We start from the raw sequence: 23,392 nt of genomic DNA on the forward strand, positions 1-23,392 counted from the left end.
TGCTGGGGGTCTCCGCCTGGTATCTGCTCAAGGCGCGTGATACCGCCTTCGCGCTGCGTTCCTTCGCCGTGGCGGCCGGTTTCGGCCTGGCCGCGACTCTCTCGGTGATCGTGCTGGGCGACGAATCGGGCTATACCGCCGGTGAAGTCAACAAGGTCAAGCTGGCCGCCATCGAAGCCGAGTGGGACACCCACCCTGCCCCGGCCGGCCTGACCCTGTTCGGCCTGCCCAATGACAAGGAAGAGCGCACCGACTACGCGGTCAAGATTCCCTATGTGCTGGGCCTGATCGCCACCCGTTCGGCCGACACCCAGGTGCTGGGCATCAAGGACCTCAAGAAGGAACATGAAGTCCGCATCCGCAACGGCATGCTGGCCTATGCCGCGCTGACCCGGCTGAAGTCCGGAGACAAGTCGCCCGAAGCCCGCGCCGAGTTCGACAAGCTCAAGAAGGACCTGGGCTACGGCCTGCTGTTGAAGAAGTACACCAACAACGTCGTCGATGCGACGCCCGAGCAGATCAGCCTGGCTGTGAACGACACCATCCCCAAGGTCGCCCCGCTGTTCTGGTCCTTCCGTGGCATGGTGGCGCTGGGCTTCCTGTTCCTGTTCATCTTCTCGGCCTCGTTCTGGTTCCTGGCCAAGAAGCAGCTGGCCCCGCAACGCTGGCTGCTGCGCCTGGCCGTGATCTCGATCCCGCTGCCGTGGATCGCCGCCGAACTCGGCTGGATCGTGGCCGAATATGGCCGCCAGCCCTGGACCATTGCCGGCATCCTGCCCACGCACCTGTCGGCCTCTTCGCTGCAACCGGGCAGCCTCTACTTCAGCCTGGCTGGCTTCATCCTGTTCTATACCTTCCTGCTGGTGGTGGAGATGATCCTGATGGTGAAGTACGCCCGTCTCGGCCCCAGCAGCCTGCATACCGGCCAGTATCACTGGGAAACCAAGGGCAAGGAACAAGGCCCCGACGATGTCCTGCCGCCGCCCCTGAACCCGTCGGCCAACGCCGGCAGCCAATCCTGATGCCACCAGAAGAAATGAGGAAAGCAGAATGATCTTCGATTACGAAACACTCAAACTGATCTGGTGGGCCTTCGTGGGCGTGCTCATCATCGGCTTCGCGCTCACCGACGGCTTCGACTTCGGCGTGGGCATGATGCTGCCCTTCGCCGGCAAGAACGATACCGAGCGGCGCATCCTGATCAACGCCATCGGCCCCACCTGGGAAGGCAACCAGACCTGGTTCATCACCGCCGGCGGCGCCACCTTCGCAGCCTGGCCGCTGGTCTATGCCACCGCCTTCTCGGGCTTCTACATCGCCCTGATGGTGTTGCTGTTCTCGCTGTTCTTCCGTCCGGTGGGCTTCGACTACCGCAGCAAGGTGGCCGATCCGCGCTGGCGCAATGCCTGGGACTGGGGGCTGTTCATCGGCGGTTTCATGCCGCCCCTGATCTGCGGCGTGGCCTTCGGCAACCTGCTGCTGGGTGTGCCCTTCCACTATGACGACACCATGCGCGTGGAATACACCGGCAGCTTCTTTGCCCTGTTGAATCCCTTCGGTCTGCTGGCCGGTCTGCTGTCGGTGGCCATGCTGCTGATGCACGGTGCGGCGTTTGCCTTCGTCAAGACCGAGGCCGCCGTGGGCGAGCGTTCGCGCAAGACCGTCATCGGTGCGGCGCTGGTGACGGTGCTGCTGTTCGTGGCCGGTGGCTTCTGGGTGGCCCAGATGCCGGGCTACCGCATCACCGCCATGCCCGACGCCAACAGCGCCTTCACGCCCCTGGCCAAGACCGTGGAAGTGGTCGCCGGTGCCTGGTTCGACAACTACGCCAAGTGGCCCGTGACCAAGCTGTTCCCGGCACTCGGTGTGGCCGGTGCCGTGCTGGCCGCGCTGCTGGCGCTGGTGCGCAGTGCGCGCCTGGCCTTCATCGCCAGCGGCCTGTCGGTGACCGGCATCATCCTCACGGCCGGCATGTCGCTGTTCCCCTTCGTGATGCCCTCCTCGCTGGATGCGAAGAGCAGCCTGACGATGTGGGATGCCGTCTCCAGCCACAAGACCCTGGGCCTGATGTTCTGGATGGTGCTGATCTTCCTGCCGCTCATCATCGTCTATACCGGCTGGGTCTATCGCGTGGTCAAGGGCAAGGTCACCGCCCGCGACATCCACGAGAACGAACACACGGCGTATTGATTACGCGCAATCGCAAACTGCAACGAGGAGAACATCATGTGGTATTTCGCCTGGATACTCGGCATCGGCCTGGCACTGGCCTTCGGCATCATCAACGTCATGTGGCTGGAAGCCAACTATGCCTTCGGCCGTCGCAAGGCCGAGGAAACCCACGAACGCTTCGCCAGCGCCCGTGCGGCGGAAAAGCAGCGGCGCAACGGCAGGTAAGTTCGCGTGATCGTGTAATCCCGCGAGCAAGGCCGGCAGCGTCGCTGCCGGCTTTTTTTCAACTTGCCTGGAGATCATCATGCCCGCCTCCCCTGCCCCGCACGCCGAAGAAGTCGCCCCCGCAGCCCGTCACTGGGCACTGCTGCCGGGTGCCGGTTTCGCCGACAGCTACCGCATCCGCCTCACGCCGCAACTGGCGCAATTAAACAGCACCGAGATCGCCGAACGCATGATGGCCTCGCAGCCGGCCTGGATCAGCGCCTTGATGCAGTTGCGCGACCGCCTGGTGGCACCGCTGGGTCTCAAGCGCGCCGGCGACCATGGCGCGCCGGCGGGTTTTCCGCTGCTGCTGGCCGAACCGGCGCGCGTGGTCATGGGGCTCGATGACAGCCATCTGGATTTCCGTCTGTGCGTGGAAAAATCTCCGGACACGGCGGCGCAGGCCGCAGACGATCAGTGGCTCATCGTGACCACCGTCGTGCGCACCAAGCGCTGGATGGGCAAACTCTACCTGGCCGCGATCATGCCCTTTCATCGCTGCATCGCGCGTACCTTGCTGCAAGGCTTGTTGCGCCACGAACATCGGGCCTGCTGAAACACCTTCCAACGCAACAACGCCGCGGCGACCTCAGGGACGCAGCGGCGTTTTCTTTCAGACTGACCAGCGCAGGCAGGAGCCGTATCGGCCCCGCCTCGCCTGAAGGCATTACACCAGGTTCAGGGTCACGTTGATGTTGTCGCGGGTGGCGTTGGAGTACGGGCACACCTGGTGTGCCTTGTTCACCAGATCCTGCGCCACGGCACGGTCCACGCCCGGCAGCGAGATGTTCAGTTCGGCTTCGATGCCGAAACCTTGCGGAATCTGGCCGATGCCGACCTTGCCGGTGATGCTGGCGTCCGCAGGCAGGGCCACCTTGGCCTGGCCGGCGACGAACTTGAGCGCGCCCAGGAAGCAAGCCGAGTAACCGGCGGCGAACAGTTGTTCCGGGTTGGTGCCGTTACCACCGGCGCCGCCCAATTCCTTGGGGGTGGACAGCTTGACGTCCAGGACGCCGTCGGAGGACTTGGCCGAACCTTCACGGCCGCCAGTGGCGGTAGCGGTGGCGGTGTAGAGGGCTTTTTCGATCTTGTTCGAGGGCATGGTATTTCCTTTCAAAGTTCAGGTTGTCGTCACCCTTGCGGGTTTCGTTTGAGGGGTGGGATGTCGAAAGATTCGCTTTCGTTCTTTCGTTCATCACCGGCTTGCCAGATTGTCTTGCTGCTTCACTTCCAATGCTGCGGTGCTGCGTTCTTGCGACCTTCCCTGCGGCGGCGTCAACGATATAAATAATTAACTATATTATTGCGCACAATATAAACCACAAAGCTTGTTACATTTTCATTCATTTTCAGCGTCGACCAGGCCCTTGCGGACCTGCTTCAATTCCACCACCAGCGCCTTGATCCGGTCCAGCGCGGGCAGCATGCAGCTCATCTGCTGCGGGACGGCCTTGGCCTTTTCCCGCAGGGCGCGACCGGCCTCGCTCAGGCTCACGACCACCCGGCGCTCATCGTCGGCATCGCGATTGCGATGAAGCAAACCCATGCTTTCCATGCGCTTGAGCAGGGGGGTCAGCGTACCAGAATCCAGAAACAGACGCGTGCCCAGCTCCGAGACGGTGATGCCATCCCTTTCCCACAGCACCAGCATCACCAGATATTGCGGATAGGTGATCTCCAGCGGGGCCAGGATCTGCTTGTACGCCTTGGTCATGGCCAGCGACGCCGAATACATCGCGAAACACAGCTGATTGTCCAGAAGCAGGGCTTCGTCCATCAGTGCGTCGGGGAGATTCGTTGTCTGCGTCTTGTCCATGTGCTGCATATTAAACTGCTCAAAATTGAATTGCAAGCTATTTAATTTGAAAAAATTTGTCCAACTCGTTCATTTCCCTTCATCCGCCACGCGGCCAAGCCGGTATCATGCGGCCTGCTTCTGCTTTTTTCTGCATATCGATGATTTCCCACCCCAATCCCCTGCGCTCACTGGACCTGTTCTGCAAGGTCGTCGACAACTACGGCGATATCGGCATCTGCTGGCGCCTGGCGCGGCAGCTGGCGCACGAGCACGGGCTGGCGGTGCGGCTGTGGGTGGATGACCTGGTGAGCTTCCGGCGCATCTGGCCCACGGTAGACACGCAGGCGCATGCGCAAGAGCTCAGCGGCGTGACGGTCCTGCACTGGCGTGGCCAGGATGGTCAGTTCACGCCGGACGACGTGGCCGATATCGTCATTGAATTCTTCGGCTGCGAGATTCCGCCCGGCTATGTGGAAGCCATGGCACAGCGCTCGCCCAAACCCGTCTGGTTCAACCTGGAAGGCTTGTCAGCCGAAGCCTGGGTCGAAGGCTGCCACACCCTGCCCTCCCCGCATCGCGCGCTGAAGCTGACCAAGTATTTCTTCTTTCCCGGCTTCAATGAGCGCACCGGCGGGCTCAGCTTCGAAGCCGACCTGCAAGCCCGACGGCAGGCCTTCCTGGCCGCGAACGAAGGACCGGCCTTCCTGGCCAGGCTGGGCGTGACACCAGAAGAGGCGCAGGCCTGCAAGGTCTCGCTGTTCTGCTACGACTACGCCCCGATCCCCGAATTGTTTGCGGCCTGGCAAGCTTCGCCGGCCCCCATCACCTGCCTGGTGCCGGAAGGCGTGGGGCGCGCTGCGATCGAGGCCTTCTTTGGCACACCGATGCGCGCCGGCAGGGTGGCGACACAGGGTGCATTGACCGTGCGCGTGCTGCCCTTCGTGCCGCAGACGGATTACGACATACTGTTGTGGAGCTGCGATCTCAATTTCGTGCGGGGTGAAGATTCCTTCGTACGGGCCCAATGGGCCGCTCGCCCTTTCATCTGGAACATCTACCACCAGGACAAGAACCTGCACCACACCAAGCTCAATGCCTTCCTGAACATCTATGACCCGGCCACACCGGCCGTAGCCGACCTCAACCGCGCCTGGAACGGCGCCTGTCCGGGTGAGCCGGACTGGCACGCCATCTGGCAAACCCTGCAAACGCAGTTGCCGGCATTGAACGGGCAAGCAGAACAATGGGTACAGAAGATGTTGGCAAATGGCGACTGGATGAACAATTTGCTGAGCTTCGCCGCGCGACTGGCCGCCGAAGACTGGAAGACTGCCGAAAATGGGTTAAAATAGCGGGCTATCGTTTTAACTAACGCAATTTGGAATTCAATCGAACGTGGGCTTGCGGTGAAGTTTTACCAGTGGGCTACTGACAGTTTGAAAAAACCTACTTTTCACGACACATCGCTATGAAATTTGCAAAAGAAATCCGCGTCGGCAACATCATTATGGTCGACAGCAAGCCCATGATCGTCCTGCGCTCGGACGTCAACGGTTCTTCCCGCACCGGTTTCACCTACAAGTGGAAGATGAAGAACCTGCTGACCAACAGCCCGCTGGAAAGCGTCTTCCGTGGCGACGACAAGTTCGACGTCGTGGTGCTGGACAAGAAGCCGGTGACCTACTCCTACTTCGCTGACCCGCTGTTCGTCTTCATGGATGAAGAGTACAACCAGTACGAAATCGAAGGCGAGAACATGGGCGACGCCATCGGTTACCTGAAGGATGGCATGCAGTGCGAAGCCGTCTTCTACGAAGGCAAGGCCATCTCGGTCGAAATGCCGACCACCATCGTGCGCAAGGTTGCCTACTCGGAACCGGCCGTCAAGGGCAACACCTCGGGCAACGTCCTGAAGGAAGCCAAGATCGAAAACGCCATCGAAGCCAACCAGATCACCGTGATGGTGCCGCTGTTCGTGAGCCAGGATGACGACATCGAAATCGACACCCGCACCAACGAATACAAGAAGGTCGTGCGCGGCTGATCATTGCCGGTGCCAATAAAAAACGCTGCCTGGTGCAGCGTTTTTTTATGCCTGTTGTCCGGGCAGCAAATGAAGCGCCGAGCTCACCCTCCACTCCTCACCCGCGCCAGATCCCGCGCCGCCGCCTGCCCTTGTGCACTGGCCCAGAAAGCCTTGTCGGCCGCCTGCAGGCGCTGGGCGGAATTCTCCATGTGACGCAAGGCCGCCGCCCGGGCGGCCTCGGCATTGCCGTCGCTGATGGCTTGCGCCAGCGCCGCATGTTCGGCGCGCACCTGCTGCACGAACTCGCTGCTGCGCGCCTCGTTCATGCGCGCCACCCGGATGGCGGCGTGCAGGAACTGGCTCAGGAACTGCACCAGCGAGGTGTAGAGCGGATTGTGCGAGGCATTGGAAATGGCGGCATGGAAGGCAAAATCTTCCTGCACGCCATCGCGCCCCGCCGCTGCTGCCGTATCGATGTCCTGCAAGGCTTGCCGGATCGCCAGGTTCTGCGCCCGCGTGCGGCGCTGCGCCGCCAGGGCCGCCATCTCCCCTTCCACCCCGCGCCGCAGCTCGATGACCCGCAGCACCGCCTGGATGGAGTCGCGGCCGTCATCCACCTTCAGATCCAGCCGGAACGGCGTGGCCTGCGTGACCGGTAGCACCACCGTGCCACTGCCCCGGCGCGAGCCGACCAGTCCTTCCGACTTCAACCGTGAAATGGCTTCGCGGATCACCGTGCGGCTCACCGAAAATCGTTCAGTCAACTCCATCTCCGAAGGCAAGCGTGCATCAGGGGCAAATTCCCCGCTGCGAATCTGCTGCGCCAGCACGCTGGTGACATGGTCGGCCAGCGTGGTCTTGCCACGCGCGGCCGCCGCCATCGAGCCAAGGGCCGACGCCTGCGGCCTGGAGGAGGATGAAGTCTTCATGGCGCGCATGATACCGCGCAGGCATGGGCTTTTGTGACTTACGCTTCATATTCTCAAAGTTGTATTACAACTTCCGCTATAATGCGCAGCACGGGTTTCGCTCAAGCGTTCATATCCCCCTATTCCGACGACAGATCACGAGGAGAACACATGCACATCGTCATCACCGGCGGCGCCGGTTTCCTGGGTAGCCGACTGGCGCGCCAGCTGCTGCAGCGCGGCACCCTGACCGGCCGCGACGGCCAGCCACAAGCCATCAAGCGCATCACCCTGCTGGATGTGGTACCGGCGCAGGGTTTCAATGATCCGCGCATCGAAGCCGTCACCGGCGATATCGCCGACGCTGCCGTGATCGAGCGCGTCATCACGCCCGAGACGCAGTCCATCTTCCACCTGGCGGCCATCGTCAGCGGCCACGCCGAGGCCGATTTCGACCTGGGCATGAAGATCAACTTCGACGCCACCCGCGTCATCCTCGAGCGCGCCCGCGCCCTGGGCACCAAGCCGCGCGTGGTCTTTACCAGCTCGGTGGCGGTATTCGGCGGCGAGCTGCCGGCCGTGGTCCCGGACAACACCCTGCTGATGCCGCAGAGCTCCTACGGCGCACAGAAGGTCATGGGCGAACTGCTGGTGCAGGATTATTCGCGCAAGGGTTTCATCGATGGCCGGGCGCTGCGCATGCCGACCATTTCGGTGCGTCCGGGCGCGCCCAACAAGGCGGCTTCCAGCTTCGCCTCGGGCATCATCCGCGAACCGCTCAATGGCCAGCCCTCGGTCTGCCCGGTCACGCCCGATACCCGCATGTGGCTGATGTCGCCGCGCCAGGCCATCGCCAACCTGATCCATGGTCATGAAATCAATGGCGCCGACCTCGGTCTGGCCCGCTTCCTCTCCATCGACGGCTTGTGCGTGACCGTCAGGGAGATGGTCGATGCCCTCGAACAAGTGGCCGGCAAGGAGGTGGCGCAACTGATCGAGTGGAAGGAAGACGAAGCCATCAAACGCATCGTCAACTCCTGGCCCGGCGCCTTCGAAGCCAAGCGCGCCAAGGCGCTGGGCTTTACGGCCGATGCCAGCTTCGCCGACATCATCCGTGCCCACATCGAGGATGAAGTGAAGAAATAAGCTGCACATCCGCATGCAGAAAAAGGAAGGGACGGCCCCGCAAGCGGCCGTCCCTTTTTTCTGCCTGCGGGTGTTGGCCTTACTTCGCCTTGCCCAGCATGTTGAAGATGCTGGAGAAGTCCAGCTTGCCGGCACCGTTCATGCTGTGGATGTCGTAGAGGTTGCGGGCGGTAGAGCCCAGCGGAATGGCGCAGTTGGTTGCCAGCGCATTTTCCACCGCCAGACCCAGATCCTTCAACATCAGGTCCACGCCGAAACCGCCGGCATAGTCCTTGGAGGCAGGTGCCGTTTCCATCACACCGGGGCAAGGGTTGTAGACTTCCAGCGCCCAGTTGCGTCCAGAGCTCTTGGACATGATTTCCGAGAGCACCTTGGGATCCATGCCGTTGGCCATGCCCAGGCGGATGGCTTCGGACGTACCGATCATCAGGATGCCCAGCAGCATGTTGTTGCAGACCTTGACGGTCTGGCCGCTGCCGCTGTCCCCTGCGTGATAGATCGCTTTCCCCATCTTTTGCAGATAAGGCTGGGCCGCCTCGAAGGCTTGCCGGCTGCCGCCCACCATGAAGGTCAGTGTGCCTGCCGTGGCGCCATTGGTCCCCCCCGAGACCGGTGCATCGAGCATCTCGAAGCCGCGCGCCCCGGCCGCTGCCGCCACCTTGCGCGCCGCTTCCGGCGCGATGGTGGAGCAGTCGATCAGCAGCGCCCCCGGCTTGGCCGAGGCCAGTACGCCAGCCTCGCCCAGGTAGAGGGACTCCACATGCCGGCTGGCCGGCAGCATGGTGATGACGACGTCGGCCTTGGCCACCGCTGCCATGGAATCGGCTTCGGTCTTGCCCCCGCTTGCCACCAGCTTGTCCACACTGGCCTTGACCAGGTCATGTCCACTGACCGAGAAACCGGCCCGGACCAGGTTCTGCGCCATCGGCAAACCCATGTTGCCCAGGCCGATGAAGACGATGTTGGCGCTCATGCTGCTCTCCTTACTTCAGGGTGATGGTGGTGTTGACCTGACCGGCCTCTTCGTCGGGCGCATACCAGCGCGCGGTGACGGTCTTGGTCTGGGTCCAGAAGGTGACGGCCTGCTTGCCGTTGGGGCCGAGGTCGCCCAGCTTGGAAGCGCGCGAACCAGTGAAGCTGAAATAGGCCACCGGCACGGGAATAGGCACGTTGATGCCAACCTGACCGACGTCGATCTCGTTCTGGAACTTGCGCGCGGCATAGCCCGAGCTGGTGAAGATGGAAGTACCGTTCCCATTGGGATTGGCATTGATGAAGGCAATGGCTTCATCCAACGTTTCCAGTTCGACGATGCACATGGCCGGGCCGAAGATTTCCTGGGTGTAGATATCCATCTCCGGCTTGACGCCAGTGAAGACGGTCGGACCGACGAAATTGCCGTTCTCGCTGCCGGCCACCTTGCAGTTGCGGCCGTCGAGCAGCAGCTTGGCGCCCTGCTCCACGCCGCTGGCGATGAGGCGTTCGACACGTTCCTTGGCCGCCTTGGAAACCAGCGGGCCGACATCGGCCTTGCGGTCGGTGCCGGGGCCGACCTTCATGGCCTTGGAGCGTTCCACGATTTCCGGAATCCATTCACGCGTCTGGCCCACCAGCACCACCACCGAGTTCGCCATGCAGCGCTGGCCCGCCGCACCGAAGGCCGCGCCCAGCAGGTTGTTGATGGCCTGATCCTTGGGCGCATCGGGCAGCACGATGCAGTGGTTCTTGGCACCCATCATGCACTGGGCGCGCTTGCCGGCCTCGCTGGCGCGACGGTAGATGTGGGTACCGACATGGGTCGAACCGATGAAGGAGACCGCCTTGATATCAGGATGGTCGCAGATCATGTTGGCCACGTCCGGGCCGCCATGCACCACGTTCAATACGCCCGGCGGCAGGCCGGCCTGGTTGGCCAGTTCGACCAGGAACAGCGACGAGGTCGGATCCTGCTCGGAGGGCTTCAACACGAAGGTATTGCCGCAGGCCACGGCGATGGGGAACATGAAGCAAGGCAGCATCACCGGGAAGTTGAAGGCAGTGATGCCAGCGCCCACGCCCAGCGGCTGGTAGAGCGTATAGACGTCCACGCCACCGGCCACGTTCTCGGCCAACTCGCCCAGTTGCAGCGAGGTGATCGAGCAGGCGTGCTCCACCACTTCCAGGCCGCGCATGACTTCACCTTCGGCGTCCGGCAGGGTCTTGCCGTGTTCGCGGGTGATCAGTTCAGCCAGCGGGGCGATGTTCTCGCGCAGCAGTTGCTGGAACTTGAGCATGATGCGCATGCGCTGCGCCAGTGAGGTATTGCGCCAGGTCTTGAAGGTTTCCTTGGCGTTGGCCACGGCCCGGTCGACTTCTTCCCTGGTCGCGAAGGGCACGCGGGCTACCACTTCCTGGGTGGCCGGGTTCAATACATCGCGCCACTCCTTGGAAGTGGACTGCACCTTTTCACCGTTGAGGTACAGGGGAACGTTGGGGATGTTGGCTTGGCTCATTGCAATTTCCATTGTGAAGAGGTGAACAGGATGGGGAGAGCAAGACCGGGAGCAGCGCTCCCGGCCACAGGCATTACTGCTTGACCAGCGGGCAGGCCGCCTCCATGGGACGGAAAGCTTGCTGAGCCGGGATCACCGAGAGCAGCTTCAGGTAATCCCACGGGCCCTTGGACTCGGCCGGGGTCTTGACCTGGTACAGGTACATGTCGTGGATCACGCGCCCATCCGGACGAATGGAGGCGTTGCGCATGACGGCATCCGAAATCGGGATTTCGCGCATCTTCTGCGCCACCACCTTCCAGTCGGAGGTCTTGGCGGCTGCACGTGCCTTGAGGAACTGATAGACGCTGGAATACACGCCCGCCTGCACCATGGTCGGCTTGTTGTTCTTGAACTGCGCTTCGAAGCGCTTGGAGAAGGCGCGCGTCTGCTCGTCGTAATCCCAGTAGAAGCCATCGGTATAGACCAGCCCCTGCGCGGCCTCCAGTCCCAGCGCATGCACATCCGACAGGAACACCAGCAGTGCCACCAGGCGCTGGTCCTTGCCGCCGATGGCAAAGGAGCGTGCCTGCTTGATGGCATTGACCACATCGGTGCCGCCATCGGCCAGACCGATCACCTGGGCCTTGGAGGCCTGCGCCTGCAGCAGGAAGGAAGAGAAATCGGAAGCATTCAGCGGATGCCGCACCGAGCCCACCACCGTGCCGCCATTGGCCTTGACCACGTCAGCAGCATCCTTTTCCAGCGAGTGACCGAAGGCGTAGTCCACCGTCACGAAGTACCAGGATTTATTGCCCAGCTTGGTCAGCGCCGCCGCCGCACCGGCGGCTTGCGAGTAGGTGTCGAACATCCAGTGAAAGCCATTGGGCGCGCATTCTGCCGTGGTCAGCGCACCGGTGGCCGGGCCGCTGTACATGGCAATGCCGCCCTTGTCCTTGATGAGCTTTTGCACCGCCAGGGCGACCGAGGAATTGGTGAGATCGGCGATGGCCTCGACCTTGTCGCGGTCCAGCCATTCGCGGGCACGGGTGACGCCAACATCCGGCTTGTTCTGGTTGTCCGCCGAGAGGATCTCGATCTTCATCCCCTTGCATTCATTCTTGAGGCAATCCTCCACCGCCATCTTGGCAGCGACCACCGAGCCCTGCCCACCCATGGCCGAATACGGGCCGGACATGTCGGTGAGCACGCCGATCTTGACGGTGTTGGCGTCCTGCGCCAGGGCGGGAATGGCAGTGGCGCCCAGCGATACCGCACAGGCCACGGCCGCAGCCGTGAGGGAACGGCCGAAAGCGTTCTTGGACATCTTGTCTCCTTGATCTTGTGATTGTTGTCGGACCTGCCCGCGTTCATGGACGGCGGGTCTTGCCGTTGTCTCCTGCCTTGCAGCACCTCTCCTCTCTACGCGGGGTGCCATCACGGCCCCGCTATTCTGCATGTGCGTATTTATCGATACAATAACCACAAAGACAAAACGCTTTTGCATTGATGCAAATCGCAAATCACGGAGAGCACATGCTGGACTGGGACAACCTCAGGATCTTTCTCGAACTCACGCGCAGCCAGGGCCTGGTGGATGCCGCCAAGAAGCTGGGCATCGACCACTCCACCGTATCGCGGCGCATGAAGCGTTTTGAAGAACAGGTCGGCAGCCAGCTGTTTGACCGCAACAATCACGGCTACAAGCTCACCGCGGACGGCTACCGGCTGGTGGAATATGCCGAGCAGGTCGAAAGCACGCTCTACGCCGCCACCGACGAACTGGGCGGACACAACAGCAAGCTCTCCGGCCAGGTGCGGCTAGGCGCCACCGAAGGTTTCGGCACCTTCGTGCTGGCGCCGCACATTGCACATTTTTGTGCGCGCAATCCGCACATCACGGTGGACATGCTGCCCATGCCGCGTTTCGTGAATCTGTCCAAGCATGAAGCCGACATCAGCGTCTCGATCGAGCGGCCCTTGTCGGGTAATTACGTGGTCACAAAACTGTCCGACTATGTTCTGAAGCTTTATGCTTCACGTGACTACCTGGCGCAGCACCCGCCCATTCATACCGTGGATGACCTGGCGCAACACAACTTCATCGGCTACATCGATGATCTGGTCTTCAGTGAAGAATTGCGCTACAAGGATACGGTGGCGCCGGACGCCTTCCGGGCCTTTCGCAGCACCAGCGTGGTGGCGCAATACACGGCGGCCTGTGCCGGCCGGGCGCTGGCCATCCTGCCCTGCTTCCTGGCCCAGCAGTCCGAAGAGCTGGTGCCGGTGCTGCCGGAGCAGATCGCCATCACGCGCACCTTCTGGCTGGTGGCCTCCGGCGAACAACGCCATGTGGCGCGGGTGTCGGCCCTGTGGAGCTACCTGCGCGAGTGCGTGGAACTGAACCGCGACTTCCTGATGGGCCAGTCGCGTCGGATGCGCTGGCTGGAGTGAGACTGGCGGCCTGCCCATCCGCAACGAAATGTGTTTCAACCCGGCCGCCCGGCTCCTCCCCGCGCTGGCGGCCTTATCCCAAGGAGATGACAATGGCTGCAAAGAAGATCCTGCTCTTGACCGGTGATTTCGCCGAGGATTATGAAACCATGGTGCCCTTCCAGGCCCTGCAGATGGTCGGCCACACTGTTCATGCGGTCTGCCCCGGCAAGAAAGCCGGTGACAAGGTGAAGACCGCGATCCACGATTTCGAAGGCGACCAGACCTATACCGAAAAGCCGGGCCACCAGTTCGCCCTCAACGCCAGCTTCGATGAGGTCAGCGCTGCCGCCTACGATGCCCTGGTGGTGGCCGGTGGCCGCGCCCCGGAATACCTGCGCCTGAACCCCAAGGTGATCGAACTGGTGCAAGCCTTCGCCAAGGCCGACAAGCCCATCGCGGCGGTCTGTCACGGCCCGCAGGTGCTGGCGGCGGCCGGTGTGCTGGAAGGCAAGAAGGTGTCGGCCTATCCGGCTTGCGCCCCGGAAGTGAAGCTGGCCGGTGGTCAGTTCGCCGATATCGCCGTGGATGCGGCCATCACCGATGGCAAGCTGGTCACGGCACCGGCGTGGCCGGCGCATCCGGCCTGGCTGGCGCAGTTCCTGCAGGTGCTGGGCACGCGCATCGAACTGTAAGGCCTGGCGCCTCAAGCGGGGAGCGGCTGCCAAGGGTGGGCGGCTCCCCGCAAACCCGCTGATTTTGCTTGTTTCTTCATTTACCCTTCGCAGTTTTCCCCTTTTTTTCCTGCTGGCCCACAATATGCCCCGAGATCAACCGTCTTCAGGGCATGCAGCCCATTTCCACCCTCTCCCCGATGAGCGACCAGGACCGCGAGATCACCGCCACCGTCATGCGCGAGCGCAGCCGGCTGGGCGGTTTCATCCGCCGCCGGGTAGCCGACGCCGGTGAGGCCGAAGACATCCTGCAGGAAGTGTTCTACGAGTTCGTCCAGGCCTATCGCCTGCCGGAGCCCATCGAGCAGGTCAGCGCCTGGCTGTTCCGGGTGGCGCGCAACCGCATCATCGACCGCTTCCGCAAGAAGAAGGAAGAGCCGCTGCCCGAGGCGCACGACATCGAGGAAGTCGACGGCGCCGAAGATGCCTGGCGGCTGGACTTGGTCCTGCCGGCCAGCGATGGCGGGCCCGAAGCGGCCTATGCCCGTGCGGCGCTGATCGAAGCATTGCAGGCGGCGCTGGACGAATTGCCGGAGGCGCAGCGCGAAGTCTTCATCGCGCACGAACTTGATGGCCTCAGCTTCAAGGAAATGGCTGCTGCCAGTGGTACCAGCTTGAATACCCTGCTGGCGCGCAAGCGCTACGCAGTCCTGCATTTGCGTGAACGCTTGCAGGCGGTTTATGACGAATTGGAGATGTAATGGATCAGAACGAGATGCCTCAAAATCCCCCTGCCCCGGCACGCCGCGATCGTGGCTTCCGTGGCGGGCGGGACCCGCGCCGCTGGGGCGTGAAGCTGCTGCTGTGCCTGCTGTGCGTGCCCCTGCTGGGTGTGGTGGTGATGCTGCTGTGGAACTGGGTGATGCCGCCGATCTTCCCGGGCGTGGCCGAGATCGGCTTCTGGCGGGCGCTGGGATTGCTGGTGCTGTGCCGGGTGCTGTTCGGCGGCTTTCGCGGGCGGCATGGCGGCTGGCATGAGAAGCGCCGCTTCATGCGCGCTCGCTGGGAAGCGATGACGCCTGAGGAACGCGAACGCTGCCAGCTGCGCAGCCGCATGTTCTGCCGCCAGGAGCGCAAGTGAAGGAAAACGCCCTCCCTGGCTGAACGCCATCAGCCCAGGGCCGAGGGCTGGGGCGCGATGTTCCAGTCGCGCTCCTGCAAGCCGATCGAGGTGAAGGGATCGACCAGGGTACCGGCCACCATCCGGGCCAGCAGTTGCGGTGCAGGCGGCACCACCGACAAGCGCGCCGCCAATTGGTCGCGCACCCATGGCAACCACACCGAATCGGACTGGTAGAACGGCGTGAACATGGCCGACATCGCCTGGAAGGTCCGCACGTGGCGGCGTCGCGAGGCGGCATAGCGCGCCAGCGCCTGTTCCGGCGTATCGGACTGCTGCAGGGCATGAATCAGCGCCCGTGCATCAAGCAAGGCCATGTTGGCCCCCTGCCCCAACTGCGGGCTGGTGGAGTGGGCGGCATCACCAATGATGGCCAGCCGCTGTCCATACGGCGCAGGCAAGGTGTGATGGCCGTAGCGCGCCAGCGTCATCTGCTCGAAGCCATCGATCTGGGCCAGATAGGGATCACATTCCGGCCACAGCGCATGAATTCCCTCCTTCCATGCTTCCAGCCCCCGTTGCTTGAGCTGCTCCACCTGGTCCGGCTTGGTACTCCAGAAGAAGGCCACCATGGGATCATCCTGCTGCCTCGGACGACCAATGGGCAGCACTCCGATCATGGTGCTGGCGCGGCGATAGCGCTGCACCAGTGAATTGACACCGAACGACAGACCCGGCTGGGCGCGCAAGGAAACCCAGAAGGCGCCATAGGGCAGGCGCTTGGGCTCGCAGGTATTGAGCGCGTAGCGGCGCAGCAGAGAACGGGCACCGCTGGCATCGATGACCAGATCGAAGGGGCCGATGCGGCGGCCGTCCGCAGTCGTGAGGCTGGCACCGGCGCTGCCCTGCTCGAGACCGTTGATCTCATGGCCGGTTTCGGCTTCGATCCCTTCCCTCTGCGCCGCCTCCTGCAGGACACCGAACAGGGCCGCACGATGGACCGCAATGCCATAGCGTCCACCGCGCACGGCGTCATATCGCACATCCAGCACCGTCTTGCCGCTGAGGGCGTCGGCCCCGTAGAGGCGGTCGATGCGCTGGCCCAGCGCGGCGATGCGCGAGAACAGGCCCAGGTCTTCGAGCACCGTCAGTCCGGTGGGCTGCAGGATCAGGCCGGAACCCACCGGTGCGGCCGTGACGAAGCGTTCCAGCAAGGTGACGCGATGGCCGGCGCGCTTGAGATAGAGCGCCATGGCCAAGCCGGCCGGGCCGGCACCGGCGATGGCTACGTGCAAAGACTTCATGCTTATCCTGCCGAAGATGAAGCGCGCGTCCAGGCGGGCGCCTCTTTTTCGAGGAAGGCGCGCAGGCCTTCGCGTCCCTCCGGGGAGGCACGCAGGTCGGCGATGACGCCGGCCGTATATTCCGCCAGTTCGGGCGTAACCTGCAGCGGATTGGCCACCTGTACCAGTTGCTTGGCGGCGCGCATCGCCTGCGGTCCGTTGGCCAGCAAGGTATCGATCACTTGCAGGACCTTGGCATCCAGTTCCTGGGCCATCACCACTTCATGCACCAGGCCGATGGCGGCGGCGCGAATGGCCGAGAAACGCTCGCCCGAGACGAAGAAGCGGCGCGCCTGCGATACGCCCATCTTGGCGATCACGTAGGGGCTGATGGCGGCCGGAGCCAGGCCCAGCTTGACTTCGGAAAGTGCAAAGAAAGCCGCCTCGGAAGCTACCACGATGTCGCAGCACGAGACCAGGCCAACACCGCCGCCCATGACCGCGCCCTGGACCTTGGCCACCGTCGGTGCCGGGAAGCTGTTGAGGGTTTCCATCAGCAGTGCCAGCTTGCGGGCATCGTGCAGATTGTCCTCGCGCGAGGCATCGGCCATGCGGCGCATCCAGGCCAGGTCGGCGCCGGCGGAGAAGGACTTGCCGGTGGAGGCCAGCAGCAGGACGCGAGTGCGTTTGTCGTCACGCGCCTCGTTGATGAGGTCGATCAGGCGGGCGATCAGCTGATCGTCGAAAGCATTGTGGACATCAGGGCGATTGAGGGTCAACGTGGCCAGGCCACGAGGGTCGATGTCGAGATGGGCGGCTGCGGTCATTTACGCTCCTGCGATCAGTGGGGTCCTGCAACGAGATTGAAAACAGAGGTGCGGTGGAGGATAGCGCAAAATTCCTGCGGCAAGTGTTACGGGGAAGACAAACACCGACTGGCTGGTCTGGGAAAAATGATGCTGTCGGGGAGCGTTCGAGGGATCGTTGCGCTACCGACGTCCAACGCTGGACAGGATTTCTGCTGGCCATTTCGGCTTGCTCTTGAGGTGATAGCAGACCCAGCCCAGCAAGCCATAAGGAATCGTGAACCACAAGAAACAAAGCGCAAACAACTGCGCCAGCAACATGAGGAAAGTAAACGAATATCGCCCCGGACCAATCAGCGGCTGGCTCCAGCACAATGCGCGCAACAGGGAGCTCCCGTGGGGAACGTAGACCTGCTCGCCCTCGTTGAACAGCGGGCCCTCATGCTGCATGAAGCGGCGGATGTGTTCCCATTGATTCAGCAGCAATTGCACCGCCAGCGAAGACACCGTACCGCCCAAGGGGAATTGCGCGATCACCGTGTCATCTTTCGGGCCCTTGATGACTACGCAGTGTAGTGAAGCGAGAACTTGCGTGTGGTTTTTCGTGACGACGCGCGAGCGACAGACTTGAACTCTCGTGCAAGACCAGTCATAGGACTGGATGTCATATTTGCCTCCGCCCCATAACGGCAGGAGGCTGAAGAGCGAGGTCTTGTCAGTGAAGACATGGACCTTGCCGGCTGCGCGGTCGAAGAGAACTGGAGCGTAGCGGTAGCCGGATATCTCAAGCCGCACGGCGCACCATATCATGAGGCCCAAGATGCACATCAAAAAGAGTCTTATAAAATCCCAAAATATATCTATCTTTCCGTTGACGAGACCGGTGAAAGTCACGGAGAAAAGAAAAACAAAACCTACCGACGAGAATAGAGCGCTAAACATCATCAACCCCGTAATAGACGCGCCTCCATCCGCGTAAGCCAATCCATGCGGATGGACTTCCATGATGAAGTTACCGGAATGCGGTGTACGGCTAACACTCAGGCTATGCGGTGGAAGCAAGATGGCTTCATCACCCAGTCCCTTGAATGCCGGATTTGAATTCAATCCAAAAAACACGTCGCTGGCAGGCTCGCCGGTCCAGTGATACAGGACGAATTCGCTTTCATGCGGCAATATATCGAGCGATACGTCGATATCCTCGGCGGTGGACCTTCTGCGTGATTGTCGTTCGCGGCGATGATTTTTCTTCATGATGAGAATCCCGATAGTTAAACGCGTTTGAGTTCAAAGGCATCTTGGGCAAACGGCGCTCGCGGAACTTCCTCATAAAGGCGGTAAGTCAAATGCGCGGACTGCGCTGCGTTCCAGGTTTTAGCATCCAACGGCATCTTGATATCGAAGACATAGCGTCGGCTGTCTGCATCGAGCACCATCAATGCCGACTCTTCCGCCGTTCGGCCAAGATCTTCCGGCAGCAATTGCAAGGTATAGGCGACCCGTGGCGCCTGTCCTTCATGGACAACCTCAATGCGAGCCTGGAGGACGTTATCGCTGAAGTAATTCTTCGACCAGGTCAGAGACGCCTTGACACCGACTGACAGCGACTGAAAACCCTTCATTTCGGCCGCCAATCTGCGCTCGCTCCACGTCAGCATCTCCTCGAGATTTCTCTTATCGAGCGGCTCTTCAGCCGCTGCGAAGCGTGTTTCGGTACGCTCGCTTTTGCCCCAGTAACAGCGTTTCAAGAAGATTTCGTTCAAGTCGTCTTCAAGGCTCTCAGCATATAGAGCAAAGGCAAAACCTGCGATTCCCAAGAGAATCCCAATTCCTGTAGCAGTCGCGGCAGCCATCGTTGCGCTCGCCGCACCGCCCAGTCCGACCACGATGGCTCGTGAAATCACGAATCTCGACACAGTAGCGTTGGCAAAAGCGATAGTGATGCCGCCTGATGCCGAAATAGCAGAGACGCCAAAAAATCCAGCGCTAGCACTGTATGCGTTGGCAGCAGCTCGCTCTCCTCTTGCATTCCTAGAAGAGTATTTTGCTATCGCCGCAACCATATCAAACCCAGAAGCCGCCGCCCCTGCCACCCCCGACAACAGACGCAAAGCGGACGCCGCCATGAGACTGCTGGAAAGCACCAGCTTGTTCCCTGCTCTCCTGATTTCCACCGCCGCTGCAGAAATTCCGAACGCCCCCTCCAACAAACCAGCGGTACTGCCCATCACGGACATGAGCGTATCCACATAGGCATCTCCTTCCTCCTGATCAAGCTTGTTGAGCGCCGCCGTCAGCGCGGCCATCTGCACAGAGGCCAACACCAGCGTGATCTTCCCCTGACGCGACCAGAGCGCCTGTCGGCCGGCCTTGGTCAGGCTGGCCTGCTCGCCCACCAGCTTGAGCGCGGTGGACTTGGGCAACTGGAAGCGCTCAGACAAATGCCCCAGTTGCCCGTCCCCCACGACCTCGACAAGCTGCTCCTGCTGACGCCCGGCATGCGCCTTCAACTCTGCAAGCTTTCGCTCGGTCACCACCACCGGAAAGTACTCGGGCAACTGCAAGCCGCGCGCCTGGTGCTTGGCCAGCTTGCGCAAGGCATCCCGGCTCTGGTGGCGCGTGGTGCGATCGGTACCGACCTTGGTTTCCATGATCATCCCCAGCGAAGCCGGACGCACGCCCTGCACCATCGCATCCAGCGCCTCGCCGATGGGCAGCTTCACTGAGATCGTCACATACCGTTCGGTAGCAGGATTGATCATCATCTCCATGATGGCGGCGGTGCGGACCTGGATGGTGATGACGCGCTGAACCTGACTGACGTTGGCCACCGGTGCGCCCAGTCTGGTCGCCTGCTTGGGGTCCAGCAAGGTAGCCTGCAAATGGACCGCCTGCTCCTGCACCTGCAACAAGCTATGGACATGCGCTTCATGCAGCTTGCGCTGGCCCTGCAATACCTCCTTGATCGCTTCAGGCAACTGGTTGACCAACCCATTGATCTTTTCGCTGACATCCTTGCGCTTCCCGGGGTCGGAGAGGATGGCCTCGTACAGATCCCATGGTTCCAGCATGGCCCGCTCCAGCCAGGTCACGGGGGCCTCCGGGTCTTTGCCATAAGCCCGCGCCAGTTCCCTGGACGAGCTCACTGAAATCGCGCCGCCGCCCCAGGCCTTCTCCACAGCACCCAACCGGTCCAGATATTCGAACACCTGCTGCACGACGCTGCCATAGGCGCTCGACACAGCGGTGAGGGACAGGTTCTGATCGAAGTCATGGCGCAAGGTCACCGCCAGCGAGCCGCTGGTCAGCCAGCGCACATGGTCGCCATCCAACCGGGCGACATACGTCTCCCAGCGCGCCATGCCCGCCCGAAACTCCTGGCGGAATTGATCAAGCTCCTCCATGCGCAACTTGCCCCGGTAACGCTCGATCCGTGAACGGGCGTTTTGTTCGGCAACGGACTCCAGTTTCTGCTCAATCTGCGCCGGCGGCGGTGTGACGCGATAGGTCCCCGGCTTGCTATCGTTGCGCGTGATCTTGGTCCCAAGTGGGTAGTAGGCTTTGCCACTGACCTGCTCCCGGGCGCGGATCTGCTCAAACTCGGCTTCACTGATGATGTGATGGTGGCGGTAGCCGCCAGCCTCTTGAAGTGTCTTCTGGTCGGCCAGCCGGGTGGCGACGACCCAGCTCTCGATCATCTCGACATGCAAGGCCGAGCGCAGTTTCCAGCTGCGCAAGGGATCAAAGCCGGTACCGTCGGGGTGCGGTCCCCCGGCGGCCCAGGCCTTTTGCGATTCCAGCGCACACAGGCGCAGATGATTGTGCTGCTCGATCACGCCCACGTCATCGGGCAGCATCACCAGCAGCGACTTGTTGACGTACAGCGTGGGATGATCCAGTTTCTCGGCGGCGCGCACCGCCTTGTCCATGGCAGCGGCTTGCCCGAGACGCTCTTTGTCCAGCGGCTTGAGCGCAAATTCGAACCCTTTGACGAAGGCGGCGCCACCCTCCTTCACGAAGTCAGCAACGTGTTGTTCCAGATTGGCTGCATTGAGCGGCAGGCATCCAGATTGGGGAAACTCCCCCTGCTTGATCCACTTTGCTGGATAGATCTCGCGGCCACGCAGCGTGCGCAATTTGTCTTTCCTCACTGCTTTGCCGTCTGGCCCCGGCAGATCCACCATGGGATTATCCGCATAACGCTGCAGTACTGGAGGCGACCACAACCGGGGCGTAAAAGCCAGCCATACGCTCTGTACATCCTTGGCACCGTTGATGCTGATCAGAGGCGCTTCCAGATTGGCTGCCCCGCGCGAACAGGTCTTCGGGGCCGCAGCCGTCAGGAAGCCAGTGACCAGCGCTGCATATTGCTTGACGCTGACCTGGTGCATGATCTTGCGAGTCAGACCGTTGCCCATGACTTGCCAGATATCCCAACGCTGGCTCTGCACGAAGTACAGCATCAGGTAGCCGCTGCGAGCCAGGCGCGCCACCGGCACGGTCGCCTCACGCCTGATCCCGGCAAAAACAGGATCAAGCGCGGCTTGCCATTGATAACCGGCACGCTGCAGCGTATTGGCATGCTCCAGCGGTGCGACCGAGGGTGTGACGATGAGCAATTGCAGGTCGGATCGCCGACAGGTCTGACAATTGGCACTCACGCAGAGCGGTGGTGCCCCTGCAGTAGCATTGATTGCATTTCCGATGACCTTTTCGCGGGTCGCGATGGCGGATTCCGTCATGTAGTTTCCTGAGGAGAGAGGCGCAGAACCGGCGCTTATGGAAGCGAGCGTGTGGGCAAGGGGCGGGACCAGCAGCGTAATGGCAGCTCACCGAGACGTTGAGCCAGGCTGTCGCCGTGGCGCGCTGCATCGCTGAGCAGGGCGCCGAATTCGGGGCTTTCGGTGAATTCGGGAGGCATTTGCATCGCGATGAGCACGCACAGCGACAGGTTTTCTCCATCAAGCCCAAATTGCCGCGCACGACTCACCTGGGCGGACAAGCGTTGCAGGGGATGCACGCCAAACTCCATGGCGGTATCCAGACACAAGTCATGCCACTGGGCCAGCAGCCGCTGAACGATCGGTAGATGATCCAGACGCTGCCATTGGACGTCGTCCAGGTGAAACCCTTGCGGCTGAGGAGCAATGGATGCACCCTCGCCTGCCTCGACGCCAGCAATCGATTGGAGTTGGCCCAGATCATCGTGAAACAGCCAGGTCGCCTCTCCCGCCAGTGCCAACCGCTGGTCTGGCGCAAGCATGGGCCAGAGCGTCTGGAGGCATGTGGCGATGTACCAGGCGATCCAGCGCCGTTGGCCATACTTGCTAACACCAACGGAGGCAGCATTGATTCGCCTGCACAGCTTGGCTGGCTCGTCGGGAGTGATGATCCACGCGCAGACGGCCCGCTCGGCCTGGCCTGGATCATCATTGGCATGCAGTACGTTGACGCGCTGGCCGAGCACGGTTTCCGCGTAGGACTGAGTGATGCCGGCTTCCAGCAGAGGATCATCGATTGGGTTATCGGTCTCGCCAGTTCCTTGCCCGCCAGGAAGACCAACCAGCTGGATCAGACGGGGCAGCTTGTTGAGCGCCCATCGTTGTGCAGCGGTGAAGGCTGGCTGGATCAGCAGCGGCAAGTGCGCATCGGCCTCTGCCAAGGACAAGGGATCATTTAATTCGGGAGCATAGAGCAGATAGAGCCGCGCCTGCCCATGTTGCTGCAGGGAAGAGCTCAATGCGTCAAGGAGGGTACGGCGGAATTCGGATAAGGTGGGTTGGCGAGGAGAACGCATGCTTCGATAGGCACGTGGCGCAAACACGTTAGGGGACGGCCATTTTGTGTTTTTTGCGCCAGGGGATATATCGAAAAGGATCTAGATTTCGGAGTTTCTGAGACGAGAGAAGAAACGGGATGAGGATGGACGTGAAGAAGGGTTCGGCTTTCTAGTGAAGAAAGGGAATCTTCAGATCAGAGGTGAAAGGCGCTAGGTAGGGGAAGCCCGCTTGCGCGGGCTTTCGGCTGGCTGGGGTGGCCTGGATTGCGTTCGGTGCGCGCTCCACCGCCCTCTAACGCTCGCTGCGCGAGCGAGGGATTCGCCCACGTGCCGCGGGCCCGGTTTCGCTTGCAAGCGAAACCCTTCGAATCCCACCCGCGATGTGCTCAAGCACATCGCTAGGGGCCACCAAACAAAAAAGCCCGCATGCGCGGGCTTTCGGCTGGCTGGGGTGGCTTGGATTGCGTTCGGTGCGCGCTCCACCGCCCTCTAACGCTCGCTGCGCGAGCGAG

At 61.8% G+C, this 23,392-nt stretch carries 22 protein-coding genes; 11 read left to right on the forward strand and 11 right to left on the reverse strand.

Going from position 1 to position 23,392, the window contains the following annotated elements:
* The 4 genes from ACODSZ_RS22210 to ACODSZ_RS22225 all read left to right on the forward strand — a co-directional run.
* Nucleotides 1-1,022: cytochrome ubiquinol oxidase subunit I (locus ACODSZ_RS22210; protein WP_488928546.1), on the forward strand; the 1,022-nt coding region annotated here is incomplete at its 5' end.
* A 28-nt stretch (nt 1,023-1,050) separates the two neighbouring features.
* Complete coding sequence (gene cydB, locus ACODSZ_RS22215; RefSeq protein ID WP_488928547.1) at nt 1,051-2,190, forward strand: cytochrome d ubiquinol oxidase subunit II; 1,140 nt, start codon at nt 1,051-1,053, stop codon at nt 2,188-2,190.
* Nucleotides 2,191-2,226: 36 nt separating this feature from the next.
* Entirely contained in the window at nt 2,227-2,397 is a 171-nt protein-coding gene (gene cydX / locus ACODSZ_RS22220; RefSeq protein ID WP_008330178.1) for a cytochrome bd-I oxidase subunit CydX, read from the forward strand.
* 79 nt (nt 2,398-2,476) lie between these two features.
* Nucleotides 2,477-2,992 carry a DUF2867 domain-containing protein gene (locus ACODSZ_RS22225; protein WP_175343698.1) on the forward strand — a complete coding sequence of 172 codons (516 nt, stop codon included), beginning with the start codon at nt 2,477-2,479 and terminating at the stop codon, nt 2,990-2,992.
* A gap of 111 nt (nt 2,993-3,103) precedes the next feature.
* On the opposite strand, the gene ACODSZ_RS22230 is transcribed toward ACODSZ_RS22225, so the two are convergent.
* Both ACODSZ_RS22230 and ACODSZ_RS22235 read right to left on the reverse strand, forming a co-directional pair.
* Complete coding sequence (locus ACODSZ_RS22230; RefSeq protein ID WP_008330181.1) at nt 3,104-3,538, reverse strand: organic hydroperoxide resistance protein; 435 nt, start codon at nt 3,536-3,538, stop codon at nt 3,104-3,106.
* Nucleotides 3,539-3,775: 237 nt separating this feature from the next.
* Nucleotides 3,776-4,261, reverse strand: a complete 486-nt coding sequence (locus ACODSZ_RS22235; RefSeq protein WP_488928548.1) for a MarR family winged helix-turn-helix transcriptional regulator — start codon at nt 4,259-4,261, stop codon at nt 3,776-3,778.
* 131 nt (nt 4,262-4,392) lie between these two features.
* On the opposite strand from ACODSZ_RS22235, the gene earP reads away from it, so the two are divergent.
* Together earP and ACODSZ_RS22245 are read left to right on the forward strand one after the other, a co-directional pair.
* Nucleotides 4,393-5,586 carry an elongation factor P maturation arginine rhamnosyltransferase EarP gene (gene earP / locus ACODSZ_RS22240; RefSeq protein ID WP_488928549.1) on the forward strand — a complete coding sequence of 398 codons (1,194 nt, stop codon included), beginning with the start codon at nt 4,393-4,395 and terminating at the stop codon, nt 5,584-5,586.
* 116 nt (nt 5,587-5,702) lie between these two features.
* Nucleotides 5,703-6,278, forward strand: coding sequence for an elongation factor P (locus ACODSZ_RS22245; protein WP_008330187.1), 576 nt, complete (start codon nt 5,703-5,705; stop codon nt 6,276-6,278).
* An 83-nt stretch (nt 6,279-6,361) separates the two neighbouring features.
* On the opposite strand, the gene ACODSZ_RS22250 is transcribed toward ACODSZ_RS22245, so the two are convergent.
* Nucleotides 6,362-7,198: a FadR/GntR family transcriptional regulator gene (locus ACODSZ_RS22250; protein ID WP_008330189.1), complete on the reverse strand. Its 837-nt coding sequence runs from the start codon at nt 7,196-7,198 to the stop codon at nt 6,362-6,364.
* 141 nt (nt 7,199-7,339) lie between these two features.
* On the opposite strand from ACODSZ_RS22250, the gene denD reads away from it, so the two are divergent.
* Entirely contained in the window at nt 7,340-8,314 is a 975-nt protein-coding gene (gene denD / locus ACODSZ_RS22255; RefSeq protein WP_175343695.1) for a D-erythronate dehydrogenase, read from the forward strand.
* 79 nt (nt 8,315-8,393) lie between these two features.
* On the opposite strand, the gene mmsB is transcribed toward denD, so the two are convergent.
* From mmsB to ACODSZ_RS22270, 3 genes are all read right to left on the reverse strand, one after another.
* Nucleotides 8,394-9,287, reverse strand: coding sequence for a 3-hydroxyisobutyrate dehydrogenase (gene mmsB / locus ACODSZ_RS22260; RefSeq protein WP_175343694.1), 894 nt, complete (start codon nt 9,285-9,287; stop codon nt 8,394-8,396).
* Nucleotides 9,288-9,297: 10 nt separating this feature from the next.
* Nucleotides 9,298-10,806, reverse strand: a complete 1,509-nt coding sequence (locus tag ACODSZ_RS22265) for a CoA-acylating methylmalonate-semialdehyde dehydrogenase (RefSeq protein WP_488928550.1) — start codon at nt 10,804-10,806, stop codon at nt 9,298-9,300.
* 73 nt (nt 10,807-10,879) lie between these two features.
* Nucleotides 10,880-12,112 (reverse strand): ABC transporter substrate-binding protein, encoded by a 1,233-nt coding sequence (locus ACODSZ_RS22270; protein WP_488928551.1) that lies wholly within the window; start codon nt 12,110-12,112, stop codon nt 10,880-10,882.
* Between the two features lie 209 nt (nt 12,113-12,321).
* Between ACODSZ_RS22270 and ACODSZ_RS22275 the strand changes: the two genes are divergently transcribed.
* The 4 genes from ACODSZ_RS22275 to ACODSZ_RS22290 all read left to right on the forward strand — a co-directional run bounded on the left by ACODSZ_RS22275 (nt 12,322) and on the right by ACODSZ_RS22290 (nt 15,033).
* On the forward strand, nt 12,322-13,239 hold the full coding sequence (locus ACODSZ_RS22275; RefSeq protein ID WP_488928552.1) for a LysR family transcriptional regulator: 918 nt from the start codon (nt 12,322-12,324) through the stop codon (nt 13,237-13,239).
* Between the two features lie 92 nt (nt 13,240-13,331).
* Nucleotides 13,332-13,913 carry a DJ-1/PfpI family protein gene (locus tag ACODSZ_RS22280; RefSeq protein ID WP_008330196.1) on the forward strand — a complete coding sequence of 194 codons (582 nt, stop codon included), beginning with the start codon at nt 13,332-13,334 and terminating at the stop codon, nt 13,911-13,913.
* A gap of 152 nt (nt 13,914-14,065) precedes the next feature.
* A complete protein-coding gene (locus ACODSZ_RS22285) occupies nt 14,066-14,653 on the forward strand; it encodes an RNA polymerase sigma factor (RefSeq protein ID WP_008330198.1) in 588 nt (195 codons plus the stop codon).
* Entirely contained in the window at nt 14,653-15,033 is a 381-nt protein-coding gene (locus ACODSZ_RS22290; RefSeq protein WP_175343691.1) for a hypothetical protein, read from the forward strand. Before ACODSZ_RS22285 ends, ACODSZ_RS22290 begins: the two co-directional genes overlap by 1 nt.
* Before the next feature lie 29 nt (nt 15,034-15,062).
* Here ACODSZ_RS22290 and ACODSZ_RS22295 read toward each other — a convergent pair whose 3' ends face one another.
* The 5 genes from ACODSZ_RS22295 to ACODSZ_RS22315 all read right to left on the reverse strand — a co-directional run bounded on the left by ACODSZ_RS22295 (nt 15,063) and on the right by ACODSZ_RS22315 (nt 22,841).
* Nucleotides 15,063-16,316 (reverse strand): FAD-dependent oxidoreductase, encoded by a 1,254-nt coding sequence (locus ACODSZ_RS22295; RefSeq protein WP_488928553.1) that lies wholly within the window; start codon nt 16,314-16,316, stop codon nt 15,063-15,065.
* 2 nt (nt 16,317-16,318) lie between these two features.
* Nucleotides 16,319-17,122 (reverse strand): enoyl-CoA hydratase-related protein, encoded by an 804-nt coding sequence (locus ACODSZ_RS22300; protein WP_175343689.1) that lies wholly within the window; start codon nt 17,120-17,122, stop codon nt 16,319-16,321.
* Nucleotides 17,123-17,284: 162 nt separating this feature from the next.
* On the reverse strand, nt 17,285-18,355 hold the full coding sequence (locus ACODSZ_RS22305; RefSeq protein ID WP_488928554.1) for a DUF6708 domain-containing protein: 1,071 nt from the start codon (nt 18,353-18,355) through the stop codon (nt 17,285-17,287).
* 17 nt (nt 18,356-18,372) lie between these two features.
* A complete protein-coding gene (locus ACODSZ_RS22310; RefSeq protein ID WP_488928555.1) occupies nt 18,373-21,843 on the reverse strand; it encodes a T6SS effector BTH_I2691 family protein in 3,471 nt (1,156 codons plus the stop codon).
* A gap of 35 nt (nt 21,844-21,878) precedes the next feature.
* A complete protein-coding gene (locus tag ACODSZ_RS22315; protein WP_488928556.1) occupies nt 21,879-22,841 on the reverse strand; it encodes a hypothetical protein in 963 nt (320 codons plus the stop codon).
* Nucleotides 22,842-23,392 lie beyond the last annotated feature (551 nt).

It is taken from the genome of Herbaspirillum sp. FG34 (assembly GCF_057809315.1).

Bases quoted from the DNA above. Each gene is read 5' to 3' on its own strand.
- cydB (WP_488928547.1), top strand. From the start codon at position 1,051: ATGATCTTCGATTACGAAACACTCAAACTGATCTGGTGGGCCTTCGTG.
- cydX (WP_008330178.1), top strand. From the start codon at position 2,227: ATGTGGTATTTCGCCTGGATACTCGGCATCGGCCTGGCACTGGCCTTC.
- ACODSZ_RS22225 (WP_175343698.1), top strand. From the start codon at position 2,477: ATGCCCGCCTCCCCTGCCCCGCACGCCGAAGAAGTCGCCCCCGCAGCC.
- ACODSZ_RS22230 (WP_008330181.1), bottom strand. From the start codon at position 3,538: ATGCCCTCGAACAAGATCGAAAAAGCCCTCTACACCGCCACCGCTACC.
- ACODSZ_RS22235 (WP_488928548.1), bottom strand. From the start codon at position 4,261: ATGCAGCACATGGACAAGACGCAGACAACGAATCTCCCCGACGCACTG.
- earP (WP_488928549.1), top strand. From the start codon at position 4,393: ATGATTTCCCACCCCAATCCCCTGCGCTCACTGGACCTGTTCTGCAAG.
- ACODSZ_RS22245 (WP_008330187.1), top strand. From the start codon at position 5,703: ATGAAATTTGCAAAAGAAATCCGCGTCGGCAACATCATTATGGTCGAC.
- ACODSZ_RS22250 (WP_008330189.1), bottom strand. From the start codon at position 7,198: ATGCGCGCCATGAAGACTTCATCCTCCTCCAGGCCGCAGGCGTCGGCC.
- denD (WP_175343695.1), top strand. From the start codon at position 7,340: ATGCACATCGTCATCACCGGCGGCGCCGGTTTCCTGGGTAGCCGACTG.
- mmsB (WP_175343694.1), bottom strand. From the start codon at position 9,287: ATGAGCGCCAACATCGTCTTCATCGGCCTGGGCAACATGGGTTTGCCG.
- ACODSZ_RS22265 (WP_488928550.1), bottom strand. From the start codon at position 10,806: ATGAGCCAAGCCAACATCCCCAACGTTCCCCTGTACCTCAACGGTGAA.
- ACODSZ_RS22270 (WP_488928551.1), bottom strand. From the start codon at position 12,112: ATGTCCAAGAACGCTTTCGGCCGTTCCCTCACGGCTGCGGCCGTGGCC.
- ACODSZ_RS22275 (WP_488928552.1), top strand. From the start codon at position 12,322: ATGCTGGACTGGGACAACCTCAGGATCTTTCTCGAACTCACGCGCAGC.
- ACODSZ_RS22280 (WP_008330196.1), top strand. From the start codon at position 13,332: ATGGCTGCAAAGAAGATCCTGCTCTTGACCGGTGATTTCGCCGAGGAT.
- ACODSZ_RS22285 (WP_008330198.1), top strand. From the start codon at position 14,066: ATGCAGCCCATTTCCACCCTCTCCCCGATGAGCGACCAGGACCGCGAG.
- ACODSZ_RS22290 (WP_175343691.1), top strand. From the start codon at position 14,653: ATGGATCAGAACGAGATGCCTCAAAATCCCCCTGCCCCGGCACGCCGC.
- ACODSZ_RS22295 (WP_488928553.1), bottom strand. From the start codon at position 16,316: ATGAAGTCTTTGCACGTAGCCATCGCCGGTGCCGGCCCGGCCGGCTTG.
- ACODSZ_RS22300 (WP_175343689.1), bottom strand. From the start codon at position 17,122: ATGACCGCAGCCGCCCATCTCGACATCGACCCTCGTGGCCTGGCCACG.
- ACODSZ_RS22305 (WP_488928554.1), bottom strand. From the start codon at position 18,355: ATGAAGAAAAATCATCGCCGCGAACGACAATCACGCAGAAGGTCCACC.
- ACODSZ_RS22310 (WP_488928555.1), bottom strand. From the start codon at position 21,843: ATGACGGAATCCGCCATCGCGACCCGCGAAAAGGTCATCGGAAATGCA.